The sequence below is a fragment of the Hymenobacter persicinus genome (genome assembly GCF_004167665.1).
In the GTDB taxonomy this organism is placed as follows: Bacteria; Bacteroidota; Bacteroidia; order Cytophagales; family Hymenobacteraceae; genus Hymenobacter; species Hymenobacter persicinus.
The window spans coordinates 40,893-67,441 of record NZ_SEWE01000028.1 but is presented as its reverse complement, the minus strand read 5'-3'; the positions used below and the strand labels follow the sequence as shown (position 1 = coordinate 67,441).

Sequence of the window (26,549 nt, the reverse complement as noted above, 5' to 3'; positions counted from 1 at the left end):
ACGATGCCAGGGTAGCCCACGGTGTCGTAGGGCACGGGCTGGCCGTCGAGCAGGCCGTTGCGGTTGTTGTCGAACAGGTTGCCGCTGCCGTACAGGTTGAACGTGCCGGTGCCGCGGGAGAAGGGCGTGGTTTTGTCGGGGGGCGTGAGTGGGCCGCCCACGAAGTAGTTGTTGATGATGTTGACCTCCGACACGCCCGCCGAGCCGCCCATGATGTAGGCGTCGCCCGACCAGCCGTAGTTGGGAATGTCGCCGAGGCGGTTGCCGTTGCCCCAGTCATACACCACGTTGTTCACGAACTCATTGATGCCCTTGACCTTGGGGTTGCGGGTTTTGTTGCTGATGTAAAGGTTGCCCACCAGGCTCACCTTGCCCCCGTCGGGCGTCTGAATCAGGCCCCCGGCCGAGTGGTTGGCCCGGTGCAGGCCCTGCCCGATGATGGAGTTCTGGACCGTGATGTTGTCGGGCGCGGTGCCCTTGCCGTCCCAGTTGATGGAAAACACCTCGTCCATGCCCCAGGAAAACGACATGTGGTCGAGGATGATGTTGGAGCCGTTGGCCAAGCCCGAGGCGTCGTTGCCCTGGTTGTTGGTCGAGCCCAAGCGCACGCGCAGAAAGCGGCAGATGGTGTTGCTGGCGCCCGTAAACGTGACGCGCTTGTTGAAAAACACCACCCCATCGCCGGGCGCGGTCTGGCCGGCCACGGTCACGTTGGGAGCCACCTGCACGTTGCTTTGCAGGTTGACGATGCCGCCCACGGCGAAGGTCACGACGCGGCCGGGCTGACTCACCGCGTCGCGGAAGGAGCCCGGGCCGGCGTCGTTCAGGTTGGTCACAATGTAAACCGAGGGGCTGGCCACGCCGCGGGCACCGGTGGCAAAGCGGCCGAAGCCGCCCGCGCCGGGAAAGGCCACCGTCTGGGCCTGGGCCGCGCCGGCCGTGAGCAGGGCCAGCGCCCCAGCCGCCCCGAGGCGCTTTGTTCTACTAGTAACAGTTGTCTTCATACGGGAAATGGGGAGGGATTTGGTGGAAGAAAAAGGAACTGAAACACGGAGGGTGAAGCCCGTTCGGGACAGGCAACAAAGGGCCGGGCCGCTACTTGGCAAGCGGCGGAGACGGGGTAAGCAGGGCTGCAGGGGTGCGTCAGGTGCCTTTCGGCGGGGCGGAGGTCGGGGTGTCGGCGCGGGGACCGTCGCCCTCGCCTACCAGCTGCTGGAGGTATTCTTCCACGTTGGTATAGCCGTCGTGGTCGGCGTCGAGGCGGCCGTCAGCCGCGTCCTTAGGGTTGAGCTTATAGCGGATTTCCCAGGCGTCGGGCATGCCGTCCTGGTCGGTATCGAGCGGGGCCTGGCCGCCCTTTACCGCGCCGGGCCCAGCCATCGGCGCCTCGTTTTCATCCCGGATAATCTGGCCCAGCGTGCCCAGGGAAGTCAGCTCCTGCAGCAGGCGCCGGTCCACGGCGTCGCGGTGCAGGGAGGCGCCGGCGCGCTGCAGGGCGTGGTCGTAGGCCTGCCGGGCGGTCATGGTTTTAATAGTTGGATACGCAAACGGCGCGGCGCTCCACTGCACGGTGCCGTAGCGGGCCACGGGGATTTCCGCGCCGTCGAGGCGGCCGTTGCGGGTGCTATCCTGATAGTTGCCGCGGGCGTAGAGGCCGAAGTTGAGGTTGCCGCGGGTGAAGGGCCGGCTGGCCTTGCCCGGGCCGTTGATAAAGTAGTTGTCGGTGACGTTGGCCTGGGACTGGCGCTCAGAGTCGCCGAGGATGTAGGCGCCGGCTTCCCAGTTGTAGACCACGTTGTTGACGAACTGATTGACGCCCTTCACCTTCACGTTGCGGGTGTGGTTGTCGATGTACAGATTGCGCAGGATGCTGGTGCCGCCCGTGGACTGGACCAGGCCGCCCGCCGAGTGCGGGTGCAGGCCCTGGGCCACGATGGAGTTTTGCAGGGTGACGTTGGTAGCAGAGTTGGTGACGGAGAAGTTCTCGTCCTGCCCCCACGACACCGACACGTGGTCGAAAATCAGGTCGTGGCCGTCGCCGATGGTTACGGCGTCCTTGCCCGCGCTGCCCCCGTGCCCCATCCGGAAGCGCAGGTAGCGCACTATGCCGTGGTGGGCATTGGTAAACGACACCGCGTCGCCGTAGACGGTGATGCCCTCGCCGGGCGCCGTTTGGCCGGCCAGGTAGAGGTTGGGGCTGGCCTGCAGCGGGCTTTTGAGCTGAATGACCCCGCCCACGTCGAACACCACCGTACGGCCGGGCTGGCTCACGGCGTCGCGCAGGGAGCCCGGGCCGGCGTCGGCCAGGGTCGTGACATGGTAGATTGTGCCCCCGCGCCCACCCTGGGCGAAGCGCCCGAAGCCCTCGGCCGTGGGAAACGCCAGCTGCTGCGCGGCGGCCGGACCGGCCAGGCCCAGCGTCAGGGCCAGCATGGGCACGATGATTTTCCGGCGGGGGAGCAGTGGGGGCATAGCGGTGGGATTGGACAGGGCGGCGGTAACAGACCAAACTTACCTTCCCTCCCGGCCCCAAGCATCCTGCCCCGTCCTGTGCTGGCAGCAACAGAATTTTGGCCTTTTGCTTCTAAGCCAGGCTCCTACCCTTTCGGCGAACTGTACTCACCTGCTACTGCCTTCTTACTTGGCCAGTTCCATTTCCACGCTGGCCATGATGAAGGGGCCGACGCCTTTGAAATCGTTCTTTTTGAGGGGCTCACTCAGGTAGTACTCGTAGCTGCCGTCGCGGTAGGGCGTGCCACCCAGGCCGCCCACGCTCACCGTGCCGTTCAGGGCCAGCGTGCCGTCGGGCTCGGTCTGCACGAACTCTTTCAGAATGCCCTGGTAGCCTTTGCGGGCCACGGCGGCGTACTTTTTATCAAGGTAGCCCAGGCGCACGCCTTTCTGCAGGGCGTAGACGAACATGCAGGAGGCGGAGGCTTCCACGTAGTTGCCCTTGCGCCCGGCCTGGTCCGACACCTGCCACCAGGCGCCGGTTTTCGGGTCCTGGTACTTGGCCAGCACCGGGGCCAGGCGCTGCAGGTACGCAATCAGCTTGGCGCGGCCGGGATGGTCTTTGGGGAAGTAGTCGAGCACGTCGACGAGGGCCATGGCGTACCAGCCCATGCCGCGGCCCCAGAAGTTAGGGCTCTGCCCGGTGGTTTTGTTGGCCCACTGCTGCTCCCGGCTTTCATCGTAGCCGTGGTAGAGCAGGCCCGTTTTGGGGTCCACGAGGTGCTTTTCAACCTGGGCAAACTGCAACGCTACGTTGTCGAAGCCCGTGGGCTGGTTAAACACCTGGCTGTACTCGGCCGAAAACGGCTCGGCCATGTACAGGCCGTCGAGCCACATCTGGTGGGTGTAGCGCTTCTTGTGCCAGTAGCCGCCTTCCTGGGTGCGGGGCTGCCCGTCGAGCTGGTGGTGGAGCAGCTCGGCAGCCTGGCGGTACTGGGCCTGCCGGGGGCCGGGCAGCTGCATAAGCGTGAGCAGGGTGCGCCCGGTGTTGATGTTGTCGAGGTTGTAGTCGTCGAGCTTGAAGCGCTGAATTGAGCCGTCGGCGCCGATGGAATAGTCGATGGTGCGGCGGATGTAGGCCAAGTATTTCTGCTCGCCGGTGCGCTGCCAGACCCGCTCCAGGGCCTTGAGCATCAGGCCCTGCTCGTAGCCCCAGCGGGCGGCCTTGTTCTGCTCCAGCCCCAGCGAGTCCGGGAACCACTTGATAAACGAGTCCGCCATCTGCTGCGACATAGGGGCTTTTTTGGCGGTGGGCTGGGCCTGGGCGGAAAAGGTAAAAAACAGGCTTAGCAGGAGGAAGTAGCGGGACATGGCGTAGTTGAACAGGGTAGAGACGCATACTTGCGTCTCAATCGTTGCAGATATTGTTAGGGCGAGCCGTACGCCCCCGTTCGTTCTGGCGGGAGACGCAAGTATGCGTCTCTACTTCGTGGCCACGGCGCTTTTCTTCACCTTCTCGCCGTACTCCACGCCCACTTTGGCCTTGGTGACATCAGTACCGAGCAGGCGCACGTCTTTGGCCTTTTCCGGGCCCGACACGCGCAGCAGCACGGCAGCATTCGGCGTGTACTTGATGCCGTCGAGCGTGATGTTCCGGCTGTTGTGGACTTCCATGACCGGGTCGGTGTTCCTAGTCAGCAGGGTCACGTTTTTCAGGCGGATGTGGTCGGCTTCAATGCAGACCAGGCCCTTGTCGGCTTGCAGGGTGGCATTTTCGAGGCTGATATCCTTGATGCTCATTTCGGGCAGGCCACGCACCAGAAGGGCCGTGCGGGCGCCGTTGCAGGTGATGTTCCGCATGCTGATGCCCCGAAACTGCGGCGTGCCTTCATCCACGGGCTTGGCCGGCGACACGGGCCGCTCCTTAGAGCCGGCCACCTGGGGCGCGGGGTCCTTGATCATGTAGTACATATCGAACAGGATGGCCTCGCCGCCAATGTCCTTCATGTCGACGCCGTCGATAAAGATGTTTTCCACCACGCCACCCCGGCCGCGGGTGGTCTTGAAGCGCAGCCCGATGTCGGTGCCCATGAAGGTGAGGTTCGACACGTAGATATTGCGCGCCCCGCCCGACATTTCCGAGCCAATCACGAAGCCGCCGTGGGCCCGGTACACCGTGCAGTTGCGGATGATGAAGTTCTCGGTGGGCATGGCCCGCTGCCGGCCCTGCTCGTTGCGGCCGCTCTTGATGCAGATGGCATCGTCGCCGACGCTGAAGGTGGAATTTTCAACCAGCCCGTTCTTGCACGACTCCAGGTCCAGGGCGTCGGTATTGGGCGTGTAGGGGCCGTTGAGCACGTTCACGTTGCGCACAATCACGTCCTGGCTCCGCATCGGGTGCAGGGTCCAGGCCGGCGAGTTCTGGTAGGTGCAGCCGTCGAGCAGAATGCGGCGGCAGTTGTCGAGTACCAGAAAGTCGGGGCGCAGGTAGTCCTTGAGGTCGGCGAAATCTTCCACCCGCTGCTTTTCCGGAGTCAGCACGCCGGGTTCCTTCACGGTAGTGCCCTTCAGCGACTGGGCCGTGGGATACCAGCGGTCCTGCTTGTCGTTGAGCACGCCGCCCGAGGCCACCTGCCGTTTCCACTCCGCCTCAGTCAGGCGGCCCTTCTGCACCATCTGCCAGGCCTCCCCGGCCCCGTCGAAGATGCCGTGCCCGGTGATGGCCACGTTTTCCAGGTTCTGCCCGTAAATCAGCGGCTGGTTGCGCACCGCGTCGAGGCCTTCCCAGTTGGTTTTGATGAGCTGATAGTCCTCGCGGCGGTTGCTGAACTGCACCAAAGCGCCCGGCGCTAGGTGCAGGTTCACGTTGGAACGCATGGTGATGGGGCCGGTCAGCCAGTGCCCCCGGGGCACCAGCACCACGCCCCCGCCGGCCTTAGTTGCGGCCTCGATGGCCTGCTGAAACGCCGCGGTATTGGCCGTCACCCCGTCGGCCACGGCCCCGAACTTGGTGATGCGCACCGTGTCGGCGCGGAAGGACGTGGTCTTGACCAACGGCAGCGCGGACTGCTGGGCCTGGGCGGTAAAAAAACTCAGAAGGGCAACGGGGAAGAGGTATTTCAGCATCGAAAGTAAGTCTGGGTGAATAGACGCGGCTTCGCGCCCGGGTCATAGCGAAGGTTGTCTTAACGGCGCAGCTCCGGTTGTTCTGGCGCCGAGACGCAACTATGCGTCTCTACACCGTTCTGAGGCGGCTAGGGCATCTTGCTCAGGCCTTCCCACTTCACTTTCCAGTTTTTCGGAATGCCGGGGTTGGCTTCCTTGCAGCCGTCGTAGCCGGCGCACATCAGGGCCACGGCCGCGAGCAGGCCGCCGTTGCCGGGCAGGTAGATGGGCAGGCGGTCTTCCTGGTAGTTGTGGCCGCTGGGCAGGTAGGTGTTCTTCTGCACCTTCATCAGCAGGGCGTCCACGGCCTTGTCGGGCAGCCCCAGGCGGGTGGCCGTCATCGACGTCATCGGGAAGTCCCAGCCCCAGGTTTTGTCCCAGCTCCAGTCCTTCCAGATCAAGTCGAAGGTGCGGCGCATCACGGCCGGATCCACCTGGCCCGTAGCGGGCATCACGCCCAGGGCGGCCAATACGGACGGATGGTCGGTTTTGTACTCGGGGTTGGTGTAGGAGTCCGGGGCACTTTCGGCGGCCAGGTACACGCCCTGGGCCTGGGGCAGCTTGGAAAGCTTGCTGAGCACCTCGTCCCATTTGGCGTTGCGGGCCAGGCCCTGGCGCACCCGCCACTGCTGGGCGGTAGTCAGGGCCCAGTTCCAGTACACCAGCTCGAAGGTCGGGTTAAAAGTCTCCTCGGCCTTAAACCGTTCCTGGGCCGGAATCACGCCCTTGCCGAGAATGTAGCGGTCCTTCTCCTTTTCGTAGAACGGAAACGAGGCGATGAACTCGGCCGTGGCATTCACCCGCTCCTGGTACAACGCCAGCGTGGCCTGGTCGGGGTGGGCGCGGTAGGCCTCCTCGGCGAAGTAGATGAAGTGGGGCTGCTGCCAGAGCAGAAACGCGCCCACCGACGAAGGGCCTTCCTGCCCCCAGGGGTCGGTCATTTTCTGCCACCGTACGCCCTGGTAGCCCTGGCGCTTGGCGATGCCCGCGGCCACGGCGCGCACGTCGGGGCGGGCGTACCAGGTCAGGCTTTTTTCCAGCAGCTCGGGTCGGCCCCAGAGGGCGAAGTGGGCCGAGTGCCACCAGTGCATTTCCAGGTGGGGCCGGCCGTACCAGGAGTTGAGCACAAGGCCGGTTTCCTGGGGCGGCACGGCGCCCGCGCCCTGAAGCCGGGTCAGGTACTGCGACAACACAATGCGCCGCTCCAACTCCTTGGCCCGCGGGTCGGCGGTGCCGCCGAAGTCGATGGCGCCACCGCTGCGCCAGAAGGCCGGCCACTGCTGCTGGCTGTTCTGACGGGTGGCGGCAAACGTGGCGGCCGGAGCAGCCTGAGGCGAGAAGCGGCAGCTGAACTCGAGCACCTTACCGGTCTTGGCGGGCGTCAGGATAAACTCGTGGGCCCGGCCGGCGGCCAGCGTGGCCGGCTGCTGCCAGCTCAGGGCGGCGTAGTAGGTAGTGGTGTCGAGCTGGTGGGAAATCCGGGCTGAGCCCTTGCCCTGGGCGGCAATGGCCGATTTGTGCTGGTCGGCGTGGGAGTAGTCGGTGCCCATGTCGGCCCAGCCGGCTGTGGGCCAGGGAAAGCGCAGGGCCACCTGGAGGCGCCCAGCTTTCAGCAGCTCCGATTCCACCCGGGCCGCCACCGCGTCCTGCTGCTGGTGGCCCACGGTAATGACGTCCACCGGCGTGCCTTCCAGGGTGAAGTGGCTGCGGATTTCGCCGGTCCAGGGGTTGAGTTCTTGGCGGAGGTTGCGCAGGTCCTTGATGGTGGCGCGCTGGCCGTTCTTCTTGAGCAGCACAAAGCCCAGGTTGCCCAGCTGCAGCCGGTGGGGGTTGGCGCGAAAATAGTCGCCGGATTCCTTGTTGCCGGGCGTTTTCACCTGCACCGCGTAGCTCACCTTGCGGCCGTTGAGGTCGTAGTCGCGCAGGCTCTGCTCAAACGTGTAGCCTTTCTCGTTGGGAAATGAGTGCCAGCCCCACTCCGACTCGGTGCCGAGCGGCACGCCCTTCTCATAGTACTCGGGAAAGGTTTGCAGGCCGGTCACGTCGGCGGTGAAGGCAAACGCGCCGTTGCCCACCGACAGCGAGGACAGCGTATCGGTGGTAGTCAGCACTACCTTGTGGCGTTCCACGAGGGCCTTACGGTCAATGGGCGCGGCCTTTTGCGCCAGCCCGGGCAGGGCGAGGCCGGTAAGCAGCAGGGCGGAAAGGAGGTTGGGGAAAGGAAGCATCGGGGTGGATTTACGGAGTGTCGTGAGGCCGAACCGGGCGGGGCCGGCCGGTGGAAATCAGGTTATTGCCGGCCCAGCGTGGCGCTTAGCAGGCCGATAACCACGTCGTTGGCCAGGGCGCGGATGGTCAGGCTGCGGAGCTTTTTCTTCGGGTCGAGGGGCAAACTCAGCACGGTGGCCGCGCCGCCGTCGATGGCGCGGGTGCTGAAGCCCTTGATGCTGGTATACTGGTCGAACTCCCCGCCCGGCACCATCCGGCCGGTTTTGAGGTGGACGCGCAGCGGGTGCGGGGCGCCGGTCCGGAAGGCGAAGCCGTCGTCGAGGTAATCCTGCTCGATGGGCCACCAAGAATCGGGGTTGCGCAGCGGCAGCCGGGCTACGGTGCCGTCGGTGTAGCGCACCACCACTTCACCGTTGTCGAGCTGGCTCTGCATGGGGTTCGTGGAGCCCGCCAGCAGCAGTTGGAGCTGAGCGGCCCGGCCTTTCAGCGGCACGGTGGCTTCCCGGGGGTAGTTGTTCCACTGCGACACAAACAGCACGTTGGGCACGCCAGCCGCCCCCGGAGTGCGCAGGGGCACGCCCGAGGGCAGCCGGATTTCGTTGCGGGCACCGGCGCTGCGGCGCAGGCCCGCGTCGTCGATGACGGCTTCCGTCAGCGGGTAGCACCAGTTGCCGATGCCCTGTGTGGGCAGCTGCAGCGTGGGACCCACGGGCCGCGGGGCGAGATACTTGTTTTTCTGAAAGATGTTGGTCACCTGGTCGTTGAAGTAGCGCGTCAGGTCCTGGGTTTCCCAGTGCTTGGCGGCCGGAGTCTCCGCGGCTTCCCGTACGGCGGCCGGCACGTCGGCCCGCAGGGGCTGCCACCAGCGCAGGTCGCCCTGCTGCACCCGGGCAAAGGCGGTGTGCGGGCCAGCCTCGGCTGCCAGCTCCACGCGCAGGCCGTCGGCCCGCCAGGCGCGCGTCACGATATGCTGAGGGTCGGCCAAGCTGTCGGGCCAGACGTGGGCGTGAGCAAATGGGAAAGCTGCCTCCCCGGCTTTGGCTACGGCCGGCGGGGCCGGGTCGGGTTGGGCCCCGGCCCACTCGATGACCACCTCGTAGCGGGCGGCCGGGGCGCAGCTCAGCTCAACGATGGGGCGGCCCACAGCCGTAGGCAGGTTACGCCAGGCTGCGGCCCTGCCGTTCACGGTCAGGGAACTCACTTTCTCGCCCAGGGCCGGCAGCTGGAGCCGCAAAGCCAGCGGGCGGGCTAGGCGCGGCGCCAGGGTGTATACTTCCCGCTGCCCCTGCCGACGGAAGCGGAACGTGACGTCGGGGACCACCAATGCGGCCGAGTCCCAGGCGGCGGGCAGGCCGGGGCGTACCAGCAGCGTGTCGTGCAGGGCATCGGGGCGGATGCCGAACAGCCCCTCGACCAACGAGCGGGCTGCCACGCCGATGGGGTCAGCAAAGTCGCGGTACAGCTCCCCGCGGTGGGCGTCGTAGAAGCTGATCTGCTGGAAATTGCCCGGACTGGAGCCCAGGTACATGCTTTCAATCAGGGCGCTTTTCCAGAGCACAAAGGCATCTTCGCCGCGGCCGGCCTGCCAGTAAGCCAGGCTGGCGTGCAGGTTCTCGGCCAGGGCCACGTTGTTGATAGACCAGTCGTAAGGCTGCCAATTCGTAGTCGAGAGCAGGTAGAGGCCGTTTTCGCGCAACCCCGCGGCCTGCACCGGAATGTGGGGCAGCTGGGTGTCGACGTAGCGCAGGGCCTGATACGCCTGAAACGGGTCGGCCACCTCGGAGTCGAGGGCGTGGTAGATGGTCCAGAGGCCGGCGGCGGGGTGCAGGTTTTTGGCGCCCAGCGCATCCTGAAATTCGGCGTACCACCCCTGGCCCGGCAGCCAGAGCCGGGCATTCAGGGCTTGGCGGATGTGGGCGGCCTCCTGCCGGTACGGAGCTGCATCCAGCCCGAGCAGGGCCGCCAGCTCGGCGGCCCGCTGGTTGGCGAAGTAGTTGTAAGCCGACGAATGGGTGACGCCGCCCCCGCTGTACTGCAGGGCGTCGGAAGCCCAGATGGCGGCGTAGGCGTCGTAGAGGCCGTCGTGGTCAGGGTCGAAGTTGCGCTTTTCCCAGGCCAGGTGGCGCTCCAATACCGGCCACATTTCCCGGGCAAAGGCTAGGTCGCCGGTCCAGCGCAGGTGGCGCAGCAGCTCGTCGATGTAGACCAGGTTCATGTCGTAGTGGTGGGGCCGGAAGTCGCCGCCGGGGTTGCGGCTCACATAGCCGCGGCTGTACACGCTGGTGCCGAGCTTTTCCTGGCTGCGGGCCAGGTTCCGGGCCGTATCCATCACCACGGCCCCGGTGGCGGGCTCCGTCAGCTGGGACTGGGCGTAGGCCCGGAAGTGGGTCTGGGCCCGGTCGTGCCAGCCCAGCGGGTCGGCGGCGTAGGGGCCGCGCCAGCCGTTGAGGCGCATGCGCCAGGCCACTGCCCCGTGCAGGTACGAGGGCGCTTCCCAGATGGCGTCGGCGGCCACGCTCAGCGCCCCACCCAAGGTGTTGAGGTAGGCATCGGGCGTACTCACCCGCACCCGCCCGGCCAGGGCCTGCCGGGCGGCTTCAGCCTGGGCAAACAACCCGGGCAGCTCAGCGTAGCGCCGGACGGAGCCGGTTTCGGACTTTTGCACCAGCAGGTACAGGTCCTGGCCGGCTTTTACCGGCACCGAACCCACCAGCACCGGCGCGGCCCCGGCTTTCGATTCCCACAGCTGCTGCGGGCTCAGCTGCTGGCCGGCATCGGCCACGCGCAACTCGGCGCCGGCGGGCCCTAGGCCGGCCAGGGTTTTGCGCTCAGCCTTGGGGACGGCCTCCCCGGGTTTGGCCTTGGCGGGCAGGCCGTATTCGAGGGTAAACGCGTTGCTGCTCAGCTTGACCACGTTGCCCTGGCAGTACTCGGGCTTGAGGTCAAAGCTGGATTCAGGGTCGGCCCCGATGTCGCCGTCGCGGCTGAATTTCTTGCCCGTTGCGCCCCCGAAAGCCCAGAGCAGGCGGCCGGTACCGGCAGGCACGTTCTCGAAGCGGGCCTTGACGATGACGCCCTCGGCGGCAGCCAGGGCCAGCACTTCGAGGTGAAGCTTACCGGCGGAACCCAGCAGCGGGTCCTGGATGGTGTAGAGCATGGCCCCGGGCCGGTAGCGGGCCTCGATGCGGGCGGCCCGGGTAAGCCACTTGCTCTGCCCATCGAGTAGCAGCCCCAGTTTGAGGTTGCCGCCCATGCCGGGCAAGTAGAGAGCAAACTCGGGCAAGTCGCCGGCTTCCACCCGGAAGGCGGTGTTGGTGCCGTACAGAGCCCGGGTGAAGCGGTGGGTGCCGTTGTGAATCACGAAGTCGGAGCCCTCGGGGTGGTAGCGCAGGGTGCGGGCCTGGTTGTGCCAGAGCGGCTCGGGGGCCGGGCCCGGCTGGGCGAGCAGAGGCCCACTGGCCAGCAGCGTCCCGGCCAGCAGCGCGCGGCCAGCCAACGTGGCTGCCCGGCGCAACCCCACGGCGGCAACTACTTTCCCTAAAACATCAACGACACTTCGACGCATTCAGCTGGCAGTAAGAGGCTCGGCCCGCCCGTTCTCAGAACTCCTGAAAACGTGCAGGCCGAGCCCGTAAATCACCTCAAATTTAGTTGTAGCCCGGGTTCTGCTTGTACAGGTAGCCCGAGGCCGCCATTTCCGACTGGGGAACCGGATAAATCAGGTCGTTGGCGTTGATGGGCTTGCGCATCCGGTTGCGGATGTCGTCGGCCGCAATCCAGTTGTTCATGATGTTCACGGCGCTGGGGGAGCGCAGCAGGTCGTGCCAGCGCAGGCCTTCGCCCACAAACTCGCGGCGGCGCTCTTCCATGAGCTGGTCAAACGTGGTACCGGTCACGAGCGGAGCGTTGGCAATGCCGCGGCGGCGCACCTGGTTCATGATGCCGTCCACGTCGCCGGCCCCACCGCCCTTGAGTACGCACTCGGCCTTCATCATCAGAATGTCGGTGTAGCGCAGCACAATGAAGTTGATGGACCAGTCGGTGCGGGAGCTGCCGCGCTTGGGCACGTCGAGGTACTTCTTGAAGGCCGCCCGGGGTTCCGTGACGGCGGGCGTGCTGCCGCTGGCCGGCACCGTGAAGCCCACCTGCAGGGCCTGGGCCCGGCGCAGGTCGTTTTGGGCGTAGGTGTTGATCAGGTTGTCGGAGGCCGCGCGCAGCTCGTCGCCGGTGCTGAAGCCCGAGGTGTTGGCCACCACCGAGTTGAAGTAGTTGCCCGTCACCAGGATTGAGGGGTAGCTGGCACCCAGGCCGGTACCGCCGGAAATGTACTGGATGTCAAACAGGACCTCCTTGTTGTTCTCGTTGGTGTAGGAGAAGATGTCGGCATACACCGGCAGGAAGGTGAAGAGCTTGCTGTTGATAATCTCGTCGAGCAGGGTGTTGGCGGCGGCGTAGTCGTTGGTACCGCGGCCGGGGCCGTCGATGCCGTGCGTGGGGCCCGAGCGGGTGATGTAGACGCGGGCCAGCATGCCCTTAGCGGCCCACTTGGTGGCCCGGCCCACGTCGGCGCCGGTGTAGGACGAGGAGAGCTTGTCGCCGGCCGTCTGCAGGTCCCGAATAATCAGGTCGTAGACCTCCGCTACCGGCGTGCGGTTGATGGTGCGCACCGCGGCCGGGTCCAGGGGCTTGTCGACGAGCGGCACGGGGCCGAAGTACTGCACGAGGTTGAAGTAGTAAAAGGCGCGCAGAAACTTGGCCTCCCCTTCCATCCGGTTGCGGGCGTCGTCGGTCAGCACCGAGCCGTTCTGGGCCAGCTGGTCGAGCAGCACGTTGGCGCGGAAGATACCGGTGTAGTTCGAGCTCCAGGCATCATCCACGTACTCGCTGGTGGCCAGCGTGGTGGCGAAATTGTTGACCGACTCCCAGGGCCGGATGCCCTGGGTGCTCACCCCGTAGATATTATCGGAGCGGGTTTCGGACAAGGTCAGCTCCCGGTCGGGGTAGCCGCGCAGCACGCTGTAGGTGGCGCTCAAGGCCTGGTTGAAGTCGGTGGCGGAGCGGTAGAAGGTCGGTACTGAGCCGCTGGAAATCGGGGACTGGTCCAGCTCGTCTTCGCAGCTGCTGAAGGTCAGAAACGCGGCGGCGAGCAGCAGGTAGGATATCTTTTTCATGGGTGGGAATGCTTAGAAAGTAACGTTCAGGCCCAGGGTCATCGACTTGGTCAGCGGGAGTCCGCCGTAGTCGGTGGCCACCGAGAAGCCGTCACTGCTGTTGCTGGAGTTGGTGGCCTCCACGTTGTAGCCGCCGGTGTAGTTGTCGTGGCCGAAGAAGTTCTCGGCCGACAGGTACACTCGGGCGCCCTGGGCGATACGCTTGTTGAGCACGTTGCCCAGGTTGTAGCCCACCGTGATGTTGCGCACGCGGTAGTAGTTGGTCGAGTACAGCCAGGAGCTGCTCAGCAGGGGGCTGAAGTTGGCCCGGGCCTGGCCGCGGATGCCGGCGCCGGGGCTGTCGACGGAGCGCCACCGGTCCCGCTGGTTGCCCGACACGTTCTGGTTGTAGCCCATGCTGGTGCCGTCGATGGCGCGGCCGATGAGCGAGTACATGCTGCCGCCGTTCTGGCCCTGCACCAGCACACTCAAGTCGAAACCCTTGTAGTTGAAGGTGTTGGTGATACCCCACACCAGCTTGGGGCTGGGCTGGCCCATGATTTTACGGTCGGCCACGCTAATGATCCCGTCGCCGTTGGCATCGAAGTACTTGGGGTCCCCCACGGTCTGGCCCTGGATGATGGGCGTGCCGTTGTCGAGGTCCTGCTGGGTGAGGATGCCGGTTTGCTCCACCACGTAAATGGAGTACATGGGCTGACCCACCTGCAGCAGCACGCTGGCCGCGCCGTAGGCTGCCGTCCCGATTTCAATCGGGGCGTCGCCGGCGCCCAAGTGTTTCACCTGGTTCTGGTTGTGGGTCAGGTTCAGGGCCGTGTTCCACTGGAAGGCGCCGGTCAGGTTGCGGGTGTTCATCTCCACTTCCCAGCCGCGGTTCACCACTTCGCCGATGTTGACGAGCTGGGAGCCGAAGCCCGACGAGCCCGGTACCGGCTGGTTCAGCAGCAGGTCGCTGCTGGTTTTGGTGTAGTAGTCAAACGAGCCGAAAATGCGGTTTTTCAGGAAGCCGTAGTCCAGGCCGAAGTCCACGGTGCGCGACTTTTCCCAGCGCAGGTCGGGGTTGGCGGCAATGTTGGGGGCCTGGCCCGTGCTCAGCGCGTTGCCGAACACGTAGTTGTAGATGCCCAGCGTAGGCACGCTGCTGTAGTCGCCGATGCCGTTGTTGCCGGAGTAGCCCAGGCTGGCGCGCAGCTTCAGCTCACTGACGGGCTTGACGGCCTGCATGAAGCTTTCCTGGGAAATGCGCCAGCCCACCGAAGCAGCCGGGAACACGCCCCACTTGTCGTTTTCGCCGAAGCGGGACGACCCGTCGCGGCGGACGCTAGCCGAGAGCAGGTACTTGCCGTCGAAGGCGTACTGCAGGCGGCCGAAGTACGAGAGCAGCACGTTCTGGGTCTCGGAAGTGCCGTTGTCGGCGGTGCCGCTGATGTTCTGGGCCCCGTTGAGCGTGGTCACGGCCCCGTTCACGAAGCCGCCCGACGACTTAAGCTTGTCGGTTTCGGTTTTGAAGAAGTTGTAGGAATAACCCGCCAGGGCCGAGATGCTGTGCTTGTCGAACAGGGTGCGGTTGTAGCCCAGGGTGTTTTCGTTCACGAAGGCCTGCTTGCGGTAGGCGCTGAACGTGCCGGTGGCGCCGAGGCCGCCGGAGGTGGCGTTGGGCACGTACGACTTGTTGCGGGCGTCGTTGTTGTCCAGGTTCAGGGTGGTGCGGAAGCGCAGCCCCTCAATGATTTGCAGCTCGCCAAACACCGTGCTCAGGGTGCGGAAGTTGGTGCTGCGCTGCTGACGGTCGGTGAGCAGGCTGTAGGGGCTGTTGTTGGAGTTGGCCCACAGATAGCGGTCAAACTTGCCGTAGTTGGTGTTCAGGCCGGCCGTCGACTCCACCACGGGAGCCGTGGTGATGAGCTTTTGCAGGATGTTGTCCTTGCCTTCCACGCCGGGGTCGTTCGAAATGGAGTACGAGGGCGAGATGTTCAGGCCGAACTTGAGGCGCTTGCTGGCCTGCACCTCCATGTTGGCCCGGGCCGAGTAGCGTTTGTAGTTGACGCCAATGACGATACCGTCCTGGTTGGTGTAGTTGCCCGACACGTAGTAGTTCACGTTGTCGGTGGCGCCGGCGGCCGACACCTGGTAGTTCTGCACTTTGCCGGTGCGGAAAATCTCATCCTGCCAGTCCACGTAGTCGAGGCCGGGGTGGCCGGGCTGGCTCCACCGGTCGTCGGGCATCAGGCCCGGGTCGTAGGCGCCGGGGGCCAGCTTGAGGGCCGCGCGGCGCACGTCGTTGTTGTCGGAGGCGCTGCGGCCGGGAGCCGAGCGCACCCAGGCGCCGTTGATGAGTTCGGTGGCCCGCTCAATCCACTCCTCCGAGCTGAGCAGGTCCATCTTGCGCACGGCCTGCGAGACGCCGGCGTAGGTGTTGAAGCTGATCTGGGGCTTGCCGGTCTTACCGCGCTTGGTGGTCACGAGCACCACGCCGTTGGCGGCCCGGGAGCCGTAGATGGCGGCGGCGGCGGCATCCTTGAGCACCTCAATCGACTGAATGTCGTTGGGGTTGATGTTGTCGAGCGGGCTGCCGTTGGCGTAGTTGCCGTTGGAGTTGGGGCTCACGGCCTCCAGGGGGAAGCCGTCGATAACGTAGAGGGGCTGGTTGTTGGCCGTAATCGAGCCGTTGCCGCGAATCTGGACCGTGAAGCCCCGGCCCGGCAGGCCGGTGTTCTGCTGCACCTGCACGCCGGCCAGCGTGCCCACCAGCGCCTGGTCGACGCGCAGGATGGGGCGCTCCTCGAGCTTGCTGGCGTCGAGCGTGGCAATGGCGCCGGTCACGTCGGCCTTTTTCTGGGTGCCGTAGCCTACCACCACTACCTCGTCCAGGGCCTTGGTGTCTTCGGCCAGCTTCACGCTGAACGACTGGGCCCCGGTGAAGGAACGTTCCTGGGTCAGGAAGCCGATGGAGCTGAAGACCAGCGTGCCGGCCGATTCGGGCACGGCGATGGTGAAGCTGCCGTCGGCGCCGGTGGTCGTGCCCCGGGTCGAGCCCTTCAGCACCACGGTCACGCCGGGAATGCCTTCGCCGTTGGCCGAAGTAACCTTACCGGTCAGCTGCCACTCGGCAACTGCTTTGAACGAGGCACGGGCCTGCACTGCGGTAACGCCCGGGCCGGCTAGCAGCAGCAGCGGCAGGCACACCACGAGTGGGCCGCGCCGCCAGGTGTAACTTTTCTTCATAGGTGTATGGGTAGGATTTGAAGTGAGACAACCGGAGGGAAGGACTTTAACTACCGCTAAAGTATTGGCTCACTCACCCGGACCCGTCCTGTACTCTACCGGCCCGCTCCTATTCCCCAAAAATATTTTTTTCAGCCGGCAGCTACCGCAACCTTTTACATACCAAAAAACACATATACCTAACCGACTGCCACTTACCCGGCGCATAAAAAAACTCCCGCCCTGGCCCGAAAGCCAGCGGCGGGAGTTTCGTCCGGTTTCGGCGCGGGCTCAGGAGCCCAGGTAGTTGCCGATACCCACCACTACAGTCGACAGCACCACGGTCAGGATGCCGAGCTGAATGGTGCGCATGGTAGGGCGGTTGGCCCCGCGCCACTCGTGCAGAATCAGGCCCCACATCGAGCTGAAGGCAATGATGAAGGCCATGTGCAGGGTCCAGCCCGAGAAGCGGTACTCGCCCATCTGCGAGTCGCCCATGCCGTAGAAGAAGAACTGCAGATACCAGGTCAGGCCGGCCAGGGCGCAGAACAGGATGTTGCGCAGGGCCGGGAAGCTGGGGTTGGCGTAGTCAGTGTAGGTGCGGTTCTTGACGTTGAGGTAGATGCACCAGATGGCGTTGGTGGTCAGGCCGCCGAGCAGGATAATGACCAGGGAAGCATTGTTGACGTAGAGCGGGTTGGTGCCGTTGGCGGCCGCCAGCTTGGCAATGGGCTCCCCGGCGGTGAGGCCAAACGACATGCAGGCGCTCATGATGCCCGAAAACACGGCCACCAGCAGGCCCTTGCGCAGGTCGAATTCGGCGATGGTGGCGGTTTTCTCGTCGGCGGTCAGGTTTTTCTCCTTCATCATGCCGGCCAGCCCGCAGATGATGATGCCCAGCACGCACACGCCCAGCCCGGCCACAATGACCTGCCCGGAGGTGCTCTGGATCAGGCGGGAAAACTCTCCTTTATAAATAGGCGGCACCAGCGTGCCAAACACGGCGCACAAGCCCAGGGTGAAAGCCATGCCCAGCGAGAGGCCCAGGTAGCGCATGGCCAGGCCAAAAGTGAGCCCGCCCAGGCCCCAGAGTGCCCCCCAGAGGTAAGTCCAGAGCAGGGTTTCGCGGCTGGTTTGGGCCAGCACCTCAAACAGGTGCGGAACGGTAACCGAGCCCAGCACCAGCGGGGCCACCAGCCACGAGACGATGCCGCCCACCAGCCAGTAGCTTTCCCAGGCCCAGCCTTGCACTTTTTTGTAGGGCAGATAAAAGCTGCCGGAGGCGAAGCCGCCGATAGCGTGCAGGATTACTCCGAGTAAAACGCTCATAGAAAGGAATGTCGTGGGTGTGGGTTCAAAGCTGCCGGATTCACGAGCCGGAACCTTCCTGCTCTCTCCTGAAAGCAGGAAACTACCCGTGAGTAAGCCCTCACCCCAGCTAGTTGAAAGAAAGTTCAGCTTTTTCGGGTTCGAACAGGAGAGTGCAGGAGTTTTGCCGCCGCCCGGTCCGCGTCCTTTGTGCTCATCATCCCCCACCTCTGTTTTCGACCTTCAAACCGAAGCCTCAATATGGAAAAAACGCTCACCTTTCAGCACGTCAGCTACCTGTGGGACGAAGCCCGGGCCCTGGAGCTCAGCGGCGACGAAGTAGCGCTGTTTATCTACCGCTCCAACCTGCTCGGGGCCGACCTGCGCCTGACCAACTACGCCGGCGGCAATACCTCGTGCAAGATTACGGAAACCGATCCGGTTACGGGCCAGCCCGTGGAAGTAATGTGGGTGAAGGGCTCGGGCGGCGACATCGGCACGCTCACCAAGGCCGGCTGCGCCAACCTCTACGTGGAGAAGCTCCACCAGCTCAAAAACCGCTACCGGGGCCTCGAATTTGAGGATGAGATGGTGGCCCTGTTCGAGCACTGCCTGTTTGACCCCAAGTGCGCCACGCCTTCCATCGACACCCCGCTGCACGGCCTGCTGCCCTTCAAGCACATCGACCACCTGCACCCCGACGCGCTGATTGCCATTGCCGCCAGCAAGGACGGCGAGCAGATCATGAAGGAAATCTGGGGCGACACCATGGCTTGGCTGCCCTGGCAGAAGCCGGGCTTCGACCTGGGCCTGCAGCTGGAGAAAGTGGTGGCCGAAAACCCTGGCCTGCGCGGCGTGATTCTGGGCGGCCACGGCCTGTTTACCTGGGGCGACACCTCGTACTCGTCCTATATCAACACGCTGGAAGTCATTGAGCAGGCCGCGGCCTACCTCGAGGAAAACTACGGCAAAAACCGGCCGGTTTTCGGCGGCCCGAAGCTGGAAAGCCTCTCCCCCGACGCCCGCCGCAGTGCCGCCGCAGCTTTGCTGCCGACTTTGCGCGGGCTGGCTTCCCAGCAGCGCCGCATGCTGGGCCACTTCACCGACGACGCCCGGGTACTGGAGTTCATCAACTCCCACGACCTGGCCCGCCTGGCTCCGAAAGGCACCTCCTGCCCCGACCACTTCCTGCGCACCAAAATCCGCCCGCTGGTGCTGGACGCCGACGTGATGCAGCAAGCCGAAGGCGTGCAGGACTACCTGAAAGCGCAGTTTGAGGCCTACCGCCAGGACTACACCGCTTACTACGAGCGCAGCAAGCACCCCAACTCCCCCGCCCTGCGCGACCCGAACCCGGTCGTCATTCTGTGGCCCGGCGTGGGCATGTTCACCTTCGCCAAGGACAAGCAGACCGCCCGGGTGGCTGCCGAGTTCTACACCAACGCCATCAACGTGATGAAGGGCGCTGAGGCCGTGAGCGAATACCAGGGCCTGCCCGAGCAGGAAGCCTTCAACATTGAGTACTGGCTGCTCGAAGAAGCCAAGCTCCAGCGCATGCCCAAGCCCAAGAGCCTCTCGGGCCAGGTGGCCTTCGTAACCGGCGGCACCGGCGGCATCGGCAAGGCCATCTGCGAGACGCTGCTCCAGCACGGCGCCTGCGTGGTAGCCGTCGACCGGGACCGGCTCGACGAAACCCAGGCCGAGCTGCGCAAAAAGTACGGCAAGGACAATGCGCTGTCGGCGAAAATCGACGTGACCGATGCCGACAGCATCGCCGAATCGGTGAAGCAGACAGTCTTGCAGTTCGGCGGCCTGGACATCGTGGTGAACTGCGCCGGCCTCTCGATCAGCAAGCCCCTGGGCGAAACCACCCAGGCCGACTGGGACATCCTGCAGGACGTGCTGGTGAAGGGCCAGTTCCTGGTGAGCCAGCAGGCCGTGGAAGTCTTGCGCAAGCAGGCTTTCGGGGGCAGCATCGTGAATATTGCCAGCAAAAACGGCCTGGTGGCCGGCCCCAACAACGTGGCCTACGGCACGGCTAAAGCGGCCCAGCTGCACATGTCGCGCCTGCTGGCCGCCGAGCTGGGCCCCGACAAAATCCGCGTCAACACCGTTAACCCCGATGCCGTGCTGCGCGGCTCCAAGATCTGGGAAGGCGACTGGGCTGCCGGCCGGGCCAAGGCCTATGGCGTGTCGGTCGAGGATTTGCCGGCCCACTACGCCAAGCGCACCCTGCTGGGCGAAGAAGTGCTGGCCGAGGACATTGCCAAGGCCGTGCTCGTGTTCGTCGACGACCAGCTGGCCAAGTCCACCGGCAACGTGCTCAACGTGGACGGCGGCGTGGCTATGGCCTTCGTGCGCTAGGCTCACGTTAGCCAGACGTTTTCCTTCGGGCCGGCTGCAGAGCCGGCCCGTTTGGTTTGCGGCCCGACGGCAGCCCGACTCCGGGTGCCAAGGCTGTTTTGGGAACGTTCCCGGTAACGATTGCGCAAGTAAGCCGGGCCGAAGCTTCCCGTTTTAGCCGGTTCTGTGTAAATTAAGCCCTATTCAGCCCTTCCCACCCGAGCCAGGAGTTGCCGCCGGACGCTTGTTTGTCCGGCTTCGACTTTCCCCTATTGCCTGGCTTTCCCACCCTTAACAAGGCTGAATGCGCGGGCTCATGGCCACTATCCTTCCCACCCAAGGCATGTACAAGCTGCAGTTCAAACCGTTCGACAAAACGCCCAAGTACAAGCAGATTGTGCAGTCCGTCATCACCGACATCGAGCGGGGCACCCTCAAGAAGGGCGACCAGCTGCCCAGCATCAGCGAGCTGAGCGCCGAGTACTACCTGGCCCGCGACACCGTGGAAAAAGCCTACCGGGAGCTGCGGGAGCGGGGCTTCTGCACCTCGGTGCAGGGCAAGGGCTACTACGTGCAGGCTCCCGACAACAATAAAATCAAGATTCTGCTGGTCTTCAATAAGCTCAGCTCCTACAAGAAAATCATCTACTACGCCTTTCTGCAGGCCCTCGGCGACCGGGCTACGGTCGACCTGCAGATTCACCACTACAGCGCCTCGCTGTTTCAGGAAATCATTGAGAAGAACCTGGGCAAGTACAATTACTACGTGGTGATGCCCCACTTCACCCAGGACCTCGACAAAGCCGACTACCGGGCCGTGCTCAACTCGATTCCGGCCGAGGAGCTGGTTTTCCTCGACAAAGACCTGACCGACTACAAGCGCGACGTGCTGACCGTGTACCAGGACTTCGACAAGGACATTTTCACGGCCCTGGAAGGCGTGCAGGACCTGCTCGAAAAGTACCAGAAGCTGGTGCTCGTGCTGCCAAGCGTGGGCAACAACTACCCGGTGGAAATTGCCTGGGGCTTCCGCACGTTCTGCATTAACGCGGGCAAGGAATTCGCGGTGAAGGAGCACGCCCTGAATGAGGTGCTGGAGCCCGGCACGGCCTACGTGGTGGTCGAAACAACCGACCTGGCCGAGCTCATCAAGAAAGTGCGGCAGACGCCCTACCTGCTGGGCCGCGAAATCGGGATTCTTTCCTTCAACGCCAGCACCCTCAAGGAGCTGCTCGGCATCACGGTCATCACCACCGATTTCGAAAGCATGGGCCGCACCGCCGCCGAGCTGCTGCTCGACAAGCAGCGGGTGAAGGTCAAAAACCCGTTCTACACCATCCGCCGCGGGTCGTTGTAACCTCCGTCCTGTTTATGATTTAAGAACGTCATGCTGAGCGAAGTCGAAGCATCTCTACCGCGCCGTTAGAATTGTAGCGCAACGAAGCGGTAGAAATGCTTCGCGGGGCTCAGCATGACAACACTATTGCAACATCAGTACGCGAGATTCCTCGCCAGGCTCGGAATGACGCTCTGATTTGCGCTGCTGAACAACCCAGCCCGGGAGAAACTAGCAACTCCCGGCCCGCTAAAAAAGCCTCGAAACAGGAGAGTTCAGAACAGTTTCGGGCGGGGGCGGCCGTAGGTTGCTCCTCCTTAACGCCGCCCGGCTCTGCCCGCCCGCCGGCCCTTTCCTCCCACCCTCGCCGCCGATCCGCTATGCTTTCCGACGACCAACTCCAGGACCTGAACCGCCCTTTGCTCGACGAGCACCAGTTCCGCTACCAGTATCTGCGCGACCTGCTGGCCCGCCGCCACGTCGATGCCCAGGATGTGGTGCAGCAGCTCAACGCTTTCCAGGTGGCCATTCCGAGCTGGGCCCTGGGCACCGGCGGCACCCGCTTCGGCCGCTTCTCCGGGGGCGGGGAACCGCGCAGCCTCGAAGAAAAGATTGACGACGTGGCCCTGCTCAACCAGCTCAACGGCTCCTCCAACTCGATTTCCCTGCACATTCCCTGGGATATTCCCCAGGACGTGCCCGCTTTGCAACAGCAACTCAAAGCCCGCGGTCTGACGATTGATTCGATGAACTCGAACACGTTTCAGGACCAGCCCGGCCAGTCGGTTTCGTACAAATTCGGCTCCCTGAGCCACACCGACGCGGCCGTGCGCCAGCTCGCCGTGGAGCACAACATCGAGTGCGTGCGCTACGGGCAGCAGCTGGGCGCGGGCGTGCACACCGTGTGGCTGGCCGACGGCTCCAACTTCCCCGGCCAGCAGCACCTGCGCCGGGCCTACCAGCGCACGGCCGAGTCCCTGGCCAGCATCTACGAGGCCATGCCCTCGGACATGACCATGCTGATTGAGTACAAGCCCTACGAGCCCAATTTCTACTCCATGGTGATTCCCGACTGGGGCACCTCCTACTCGCTCTGCCAGTACCTGGGTAAGCAGGCGCAGGTGCTCGTTGACCTCGGCCACCACTTGCCCAACACCAACATCGAGCAGATTGTGGGCCGCCTGCGCCATTTCGGCCGCCTGGGCGGGTTCCATTTCAACGGCTCGATGTACGGCGACGACGACCTGACTACCGGCAGTACCAAGCCCTTCCAGCTGTTTTTGATTTTCAATGAGTTGGTCGACGCTGCCCAGGACGACACCGTGAATCAGGAAGCTGCCGTGGCCTACATGATTGACGCCAGCCACAACACCAAGGACCCGCTGGAAGATTTGCTGCAGTCGGTGGAAAGCATCCTCGGGGCTTACGCCAAGGCGCTGCTGGTGGACCGCGCCGCCCTGCACGAAGCCCAGGAAAACAACGACGTGGTGCGGGCCGAGGAAATCCTGCGCGACGCCTTTCTGACCGACGTGCGGCCCCTGGTAGCCGAATCGTACCGGCAGAGCGGCGGCGCCCTGCAACCCGTGGCCGTGTACCGCGCCGCCCGGGTGCGCGAATCCCTCATCCAGCAGCGCGGCAAGCTCAGCCTCAGCACCGGCCTATGAAAAAGTCCATCTACGCCGTGTTCGACGTTGGCAAGACCAACAAGAAAGTTATCCTCTTCGACGAGGACCGCCAGATTATTGACGAGCACCAGCAAATCTGCCTCGATACCGTCGACGACGAGGGCTTCCCCTGCGAAACCCTGACCCGCCTCACCGACTGGGTGCGCGACAACTGGAACCAGCTGCGCCAGAGCCCGCACTACAACCTGAAGGGCGTGAACTTCACGTCCTACGGGGCCAGCTTCGTGCATCTGGGGGCCAACGGCCAGCCGGTGCTGCCGCTCTACAACTACCTCAAGCCCCTGCCCACCAACGTGGCCGAGCGGTTCTACGCCGAGCTGGACTACCACCCCACCGAGTTTGCCACCGAAACCTGCTCGCCCCGCCTGGGCATGCTCAACTCGGGCATGCAGCTCTACTGGCTCAAGCACACCAAGCCCGAGCAGTACGCACGCATCCGCACGTCCCTGCATTTGCCTCAGTATTTGTCCTACCTGATTACCGGTGAGGCGTTTAGCGACTACACCTCCGTAGGGTGCCACACCGGCCTCTGGGACTTCGAGCGGGGCCAGTACCACGACTGGGTGTACCGGGAAGGCATCGACGACAAGCTCGCGCCCCTGACCCAGGACTCCATTGCCTCGGTCGTGGACGGGATTCTGGTCGGCGTGGGCCTGCACGACAGCTCCGCGGCCCTGGTGCCATACCTGCAGCAGCGCGACGAAGAGCCGTTTTTGCTGGTTTCCACCGGCACGTGGGCCGTGACGTTCAACCCGTTCAACCGCCAGCCGCTCACGCCCGAGTTGCTGGGGCGCGACTGTCTGAGCTACCTCTCGCCCAAGGGCGAAATGACCAAGGCTGCGCGGGTGTTTTTCGGCCGGGAGCATGACTTTCAGGTTCAGCGCATTGCCAACCACTTCCACGTCAAGCCCGACTTCTACCACTCCCTGATGGTGGCCCGGCCCTTCGACGCCACGGCGGAGCCCTTCACGCCCTGGTGCATGCACGGCACCGGCCCCTTCCCCGAGCAGCCGGCTCAGGAGTGGGACTTGTCGGGCTTCAACACCGCCGCCGACGCCTACCACCACCTCATGCACGGCCTGCTGACCCTGCTGACGGCCTCCATCCGCCTCGTCCACCAGGGAGAGCAGCTGATTTACGTCGACGGCGGTTTTGCCCGCAACCCGCTGTTCATGCAGATCCTGGCCGCCAACTTTCCCCAGGCCCGCATCCGCACCCTGGAAGTCCCCCAGGCCACGGCGCTTGGCGCGCTGATTCATCTGGAACAGGGCGAGGCCTGGAAGAAAACCCAGCTGTTGTTTTCATAAGAGTCAGAACGAATTCCCCTCCTTTTTTTTCAAGGAGGGGTGCCCGAAGGGCGGGGTGGTAAACTTGTTGAACGACCTTTTAGAACTAGCTCTAGAGTCGTTCAACGCAAGTTCAACCACCCCTAGCCCCTCCTCATCTGAGGAGGGGAGCTAGCTTGTAGTTCCTAGTTCAGTACATGAAAGTCGCTTTATTCCTGCCCTGCTACATCGACCAGTTTTACCCCCAGGTCGGCATTGCCACACTGCAACTGCTGGCAAAGCTGGGCGTGCGGGCTGATTTCCCCCAGCAGCAAACCTGCTGCGGGCAGCCCATGGCCAACAGCGGCTGCGAAACCGACGCCATACCCGTGTACCGCCACTTCGTCGATACGTTCCGGGACTATGACTACGTGGTGGCCCCAGCCGGCAGCTGCGTCTACCACGTGCGCAAGCACTTCGACATCATCGAGCAGACGCCGCAGGTGCAGCACGTGCGCACCAGCACCCGGGAGCTGTTCGACTTCATTATCAACGTGCTGGGCGTGACCGAAATTCCGGGCTCGTTTCCGCACAAAGTCGGGCTGCACCTGAGCTGCCACGGCCAGCGCGGTTTGCACCAGGCCAACGAGTCGGAAATGACGCCGGTGCGCGACGGGCAGCTGCGGCGCCTGCTTTCCTCGGTGCAGGGCCTGGAACTGACCGAGCTGGACCGCAACGATGAGTGCTGCGGCTTCGGGGGCACGTTTTGCGTGAGCGAGGCCGGCATTTCGGCCCGCATGGGCCAGGATCGGGTCCAGGACCACGTGCGCAACGGCACGCGCGTGCTAACCGGCGGCGACATGTCGTGCCTGATGCACCTGGAAGGCATTGTGCGCCGCCAGCAGCTGCCGGTAAAAGTGCTGCACGCGGTAGAAATCCTGAACGGCGCCGTTGTATGAGTCACTCCCAGAAGTCCGACCTGTTTTTGCTCGACCAGGAGCGCACCACCTGGCACGACGAGACGCTGTGGTTTGTGCGCCAGAAGCGCGACAAGGCCGTGTACGCCGTGCCCGAGTTTCAGGAGTTGCGCCAACTGGCCTCCGACATCAAGGACCACACCCTGAGCCGCCTGCACTTTTATTTGCAGCAGTTTGAGGAAAATGCCCGCCGCAACGGCGTGCACGTGCACTGGGCCGCCGACGCCGACGAGCATAACCGCATTGTGCTGGATATTATTCGGTCCCAGGGTGCCACGCGGGTCGTGAAGAGCAAGTCCATGCTCACGGAGGAGTGCCACCTGAATCCCCACCTGATTCAGCACGGCGTAGAGGTTATCGACACCGATTTGGGGGAACGAATTATTCAGCTCCGGGACGAGGCACCGAGCCACGTGGTGCTGCCGGCCATTCACCTGAAGAAGGAGGACGTGGGCGAAACCTTCTGGCAGCACCTGGGCACTGAAAAGGGCCTCACCGACCCCCAGCAGCTCACCGAGGCCGCCCGTCAGCATTTGCGGGAGAAGTTTCTGGCCGGGGAAGTTGCCATTTCCGGGGTCAACTTCGCGGTGGCCGAAACCGGCTCGGTGGTGGTCTGCACCAACGAGGGCAACGCCGATTTGGGCGTGAACCTAGCCCGGGTTCACATTGCCTGCATGGGGATGGAAAAGCTGATTCCGCGCCTGTCCGATCTGGGCGTGTTCACCCGCCTGCTCACCCGCAGCGCCACCGGCCAGCCCGTGACCACCTACACGTCCCACTTCACCCGCCCCGCCGAAGGGAAGGAAATGCACGTGGTCATCGTCGACAACGGGCGCACCAAGCAGCTGGGCCGGCCCGACTTCCGGGCCTCACTGAAGTGCATTCGGTGCGGGGCCTGCATGAATACCTGCCCAGTGTACCGGCGCAGCGGCGGCCACAGCTACGACTTCACCATCCCCGGCCCGATTGGCGCGATTCTGTCGCCCAACATCGACATGAAAAGGCACGCGTCCTTGCCCTTTGCCAGCACGCTCTGCGGCTCCTGCACCGACGTATGCCCGGTTAAAATCGACATCCACACCCAGCTCTACAAGTGGCGGCAGGTGCTGGGCCAGGCCGGGGAGCTGCCGGCCAGCAAGAAGTGGAGCATGAAGCTGCTGAGCCGCGTTTTGGCTCGCCCCGGCATCTTCGGCGCGGGTGGCAAAATGGCCCGCCACGGCCTGCGCTTTTTACCCCACGGCCTCACCCACGCCCCCGGCTACAACCCCTGGGCCATTGCCCGCGAATTGCCGGCGCCCCCCAAGCAAAGCTTCCGCGAATGGCACGCCCAAACGGTGAAATAGTGAGATGGTGAACTGGTGAGTTGTCGTTCCGCAGGCGCAAACCGCGCGGAACTGCGCCTCCCGAACCCCAAGCTC

Annotated in this window: 15 protein-coding genes; 6 read left to right on the top strand and 9 right to left on the bottom strand. The window is 64.2% G+C overall.

What is annotated here, in order from left to right; translation table 11 throughout:
- The 9 genes from EWM57_RS13675 to rhaT form a co-directional block, all read right to left on the bottom strand.
- A partial coding sequence (locus EWM57_RS13675) for a pectate lyase family protein (protein WP_129921710.1) occupies positions 1-1,004 on the bottom strand: 1,004 nt, incomplete at its 3' end.
- A gap of 139 nt (positions 1,005-1,143) precedes the next feature.
- Positions 1,144-2,472, bottom strand: a complete 1,329-nt coding sequence (locus EWM57_RS13670) for a pectate lyase family protein (RefSeq protein ID WP_207218318.1) — start codon at positions 2,470-2,472, stop codon at positions 1,144-1,146.
- A gap of 165 nt (positions 2,473-2,637) precedes the next feature.
- The gene (locus EWM57_RS13665; RefSeq protein ID WP_317128186.1) at positions 2,638-3,822 is read right to left on the bottom strand and encodes a glycoside hydrolase family 88/105 protein; all 1,185 of its coding nucleotides are present in this window, start codon (positions 3,820-3,822) and stop codon (positions 2,638-2,640) included.
- Positions 3,823-3,933: 111 nt separating this feature from the next.
- Positions 3,934-5,577 (bottom strand): glycoside hydrolase family 28 protein, encoded by a 1,644-nt coding sequence (locus tag EWM57_RS13660; protein ID WP_129921709.1) that lies wholly within the window; start codon positions 5,575-5,577, stop codon positions 3,934-3,936.
- A 128-nt stretch (positions 5,578-5,705) separates the two neighbouring features.
- Entirely contained in the window at positions 5,706-7,844 is a 2,139-nt protein-coding gene (locus EWM57_RS13655; protein WP_207218317.1) for a hypothetical protein, read from the bottom strand.
- Positions 7,845-7,906: 62 nt separating this feature from the next.
- Entirely contained in the window at positions 7,907-11,410 is a 3,504-nt protein-coding gene (locus EWM57_RS13650; RefSeq protein WP_129921708.1) for a DUF4450 domain-containing protein, read from the bottom strand.
- A gap of 82 nt (positions 11,411-11,492) precedes the next feature.
- Complete coding sequence (locus tag EWM57_RS13645) at positions 11,493-13,016, bottom strand: RagB/SusD family nutrient uptake outer membrane protein (RefSeq protein WP_129921707.1); 1,524 nt, start codon at positions 13,014-13,016, stop codon at positions 11,493-11,495.
- Between the two features lie 12 nt (positions 13,017-13,028).
- Complete coding sequence (locus EWM57_RS13640; protein WP_129921706.1) at positions 13,029-16,238, bottom strand: SusC/RagA family TonB-linked outer membrane protein; 3,210 nt, start codon at positions 16,236-16,238, stop codon at positions 13,029-13,031.
- A 270-nt stretch (positions 16,239-16,508) separates the two neighbouring features.
- Positions 16,509-17,546 (bottom strand): L-rhamnose/proton symporter RhaT, encoded by a 1,038-nt coding sequence (gene rhaT / locus EWM57_RS13635; RefSeq protein WP_129921705.1) that lies wholly within the window; start codon positions 17,544-17,546, stop codon positions 16,509-16,511.
- 240 nt (positions 17,547-17,786) lie between these two features.
- Between rhaT and EWM57_RS13630 the strand changes: the two genes are divergently transcribed.
- The 6 genes from EWM57_RS13630 to EWM57_RS13605 all read left to right on the top strand — a co-directional run bounded on the left by EWM57_RS13630 (position 17,787) and on the right by EWM57_RS13605 (position 26,474).
- The gene (locus EWM57_RS13630; RefSeq protein ID WP_129921704.1) at positions 17,787-19,889 is read left to right on the top strand and encodes a bifunctional aldolase/short-chain dehydrogenase; all 2,103 of its coding nucleotides are present in this window, start codon (positions 17,787-17,789) and stop codon (positions 19,887-19,889) included.
- Between the two features lie 295 nt (positions 19,890-20,184).
- On the top strand, positions 20,185-21,225 hold the full coding sequence (locus EWM57_RS13625; protein ID WP_242510067.1) for a GntR family transcriptional regulator: 1,041 nt from the start codon (positions 20,185-20,187) through the stop codon (positions 21,223-21,225).
- A 359-nt stretch (positions 21,226-21,584) separates the two neighbouring features.
- Positions 21,585-22,868, top strand: a complete 1,284-nt coding sequence (locus EWM57_RS13620; RefSeq protein WP_129921703.1) for a TIM barrel protein — start codon at positions 21,585-21,587, stop codon at positions 22,866-22,868.
- Complete coding sequence (locus tag EWM57_RS13615) at positions 22,865-24,196, top strand: FGGY-family carbohydrate kinase (protein ID WP_129921702.1); 1,332 nt, start codon at positions 22,865-22,867, stop codon at positions 24,194-24,196. Before EWM57_RS13620 ends, EWM57_RS13615 begins: the two co-directional genes overlap by 4 nt.
- A gap of 176 nt (positions 24,197-24,372) precedes the next feature.
- A complete protein-coding gene (locus EWM57_RS13610; RefSeq protein WP_129921701.1) occupies positions 24,373-25,113 on the top strand; it encodes a (Fe-S)-binding protein in 741 nt (246 codons plus the stop codon).
- Positions 25,110-26,474 carry a lactate utilization protein B gene (locus EWM57_RS13605; protein ID WP_129921700.1) on the top strand — a complete coding sequence of 455 codons (1,365 nt, stop codon included), beginning with the start codon at positions 25,110-25,112 and terminating at the stop codon, positions 26,472-26,474. Before EWM57_RS13610 ends, EWM57_RS13605 begins: the two co-directional genes overlap by 4 nt.
- Positions 26,475-26,549: the final 75 nt, after the last annotated feature.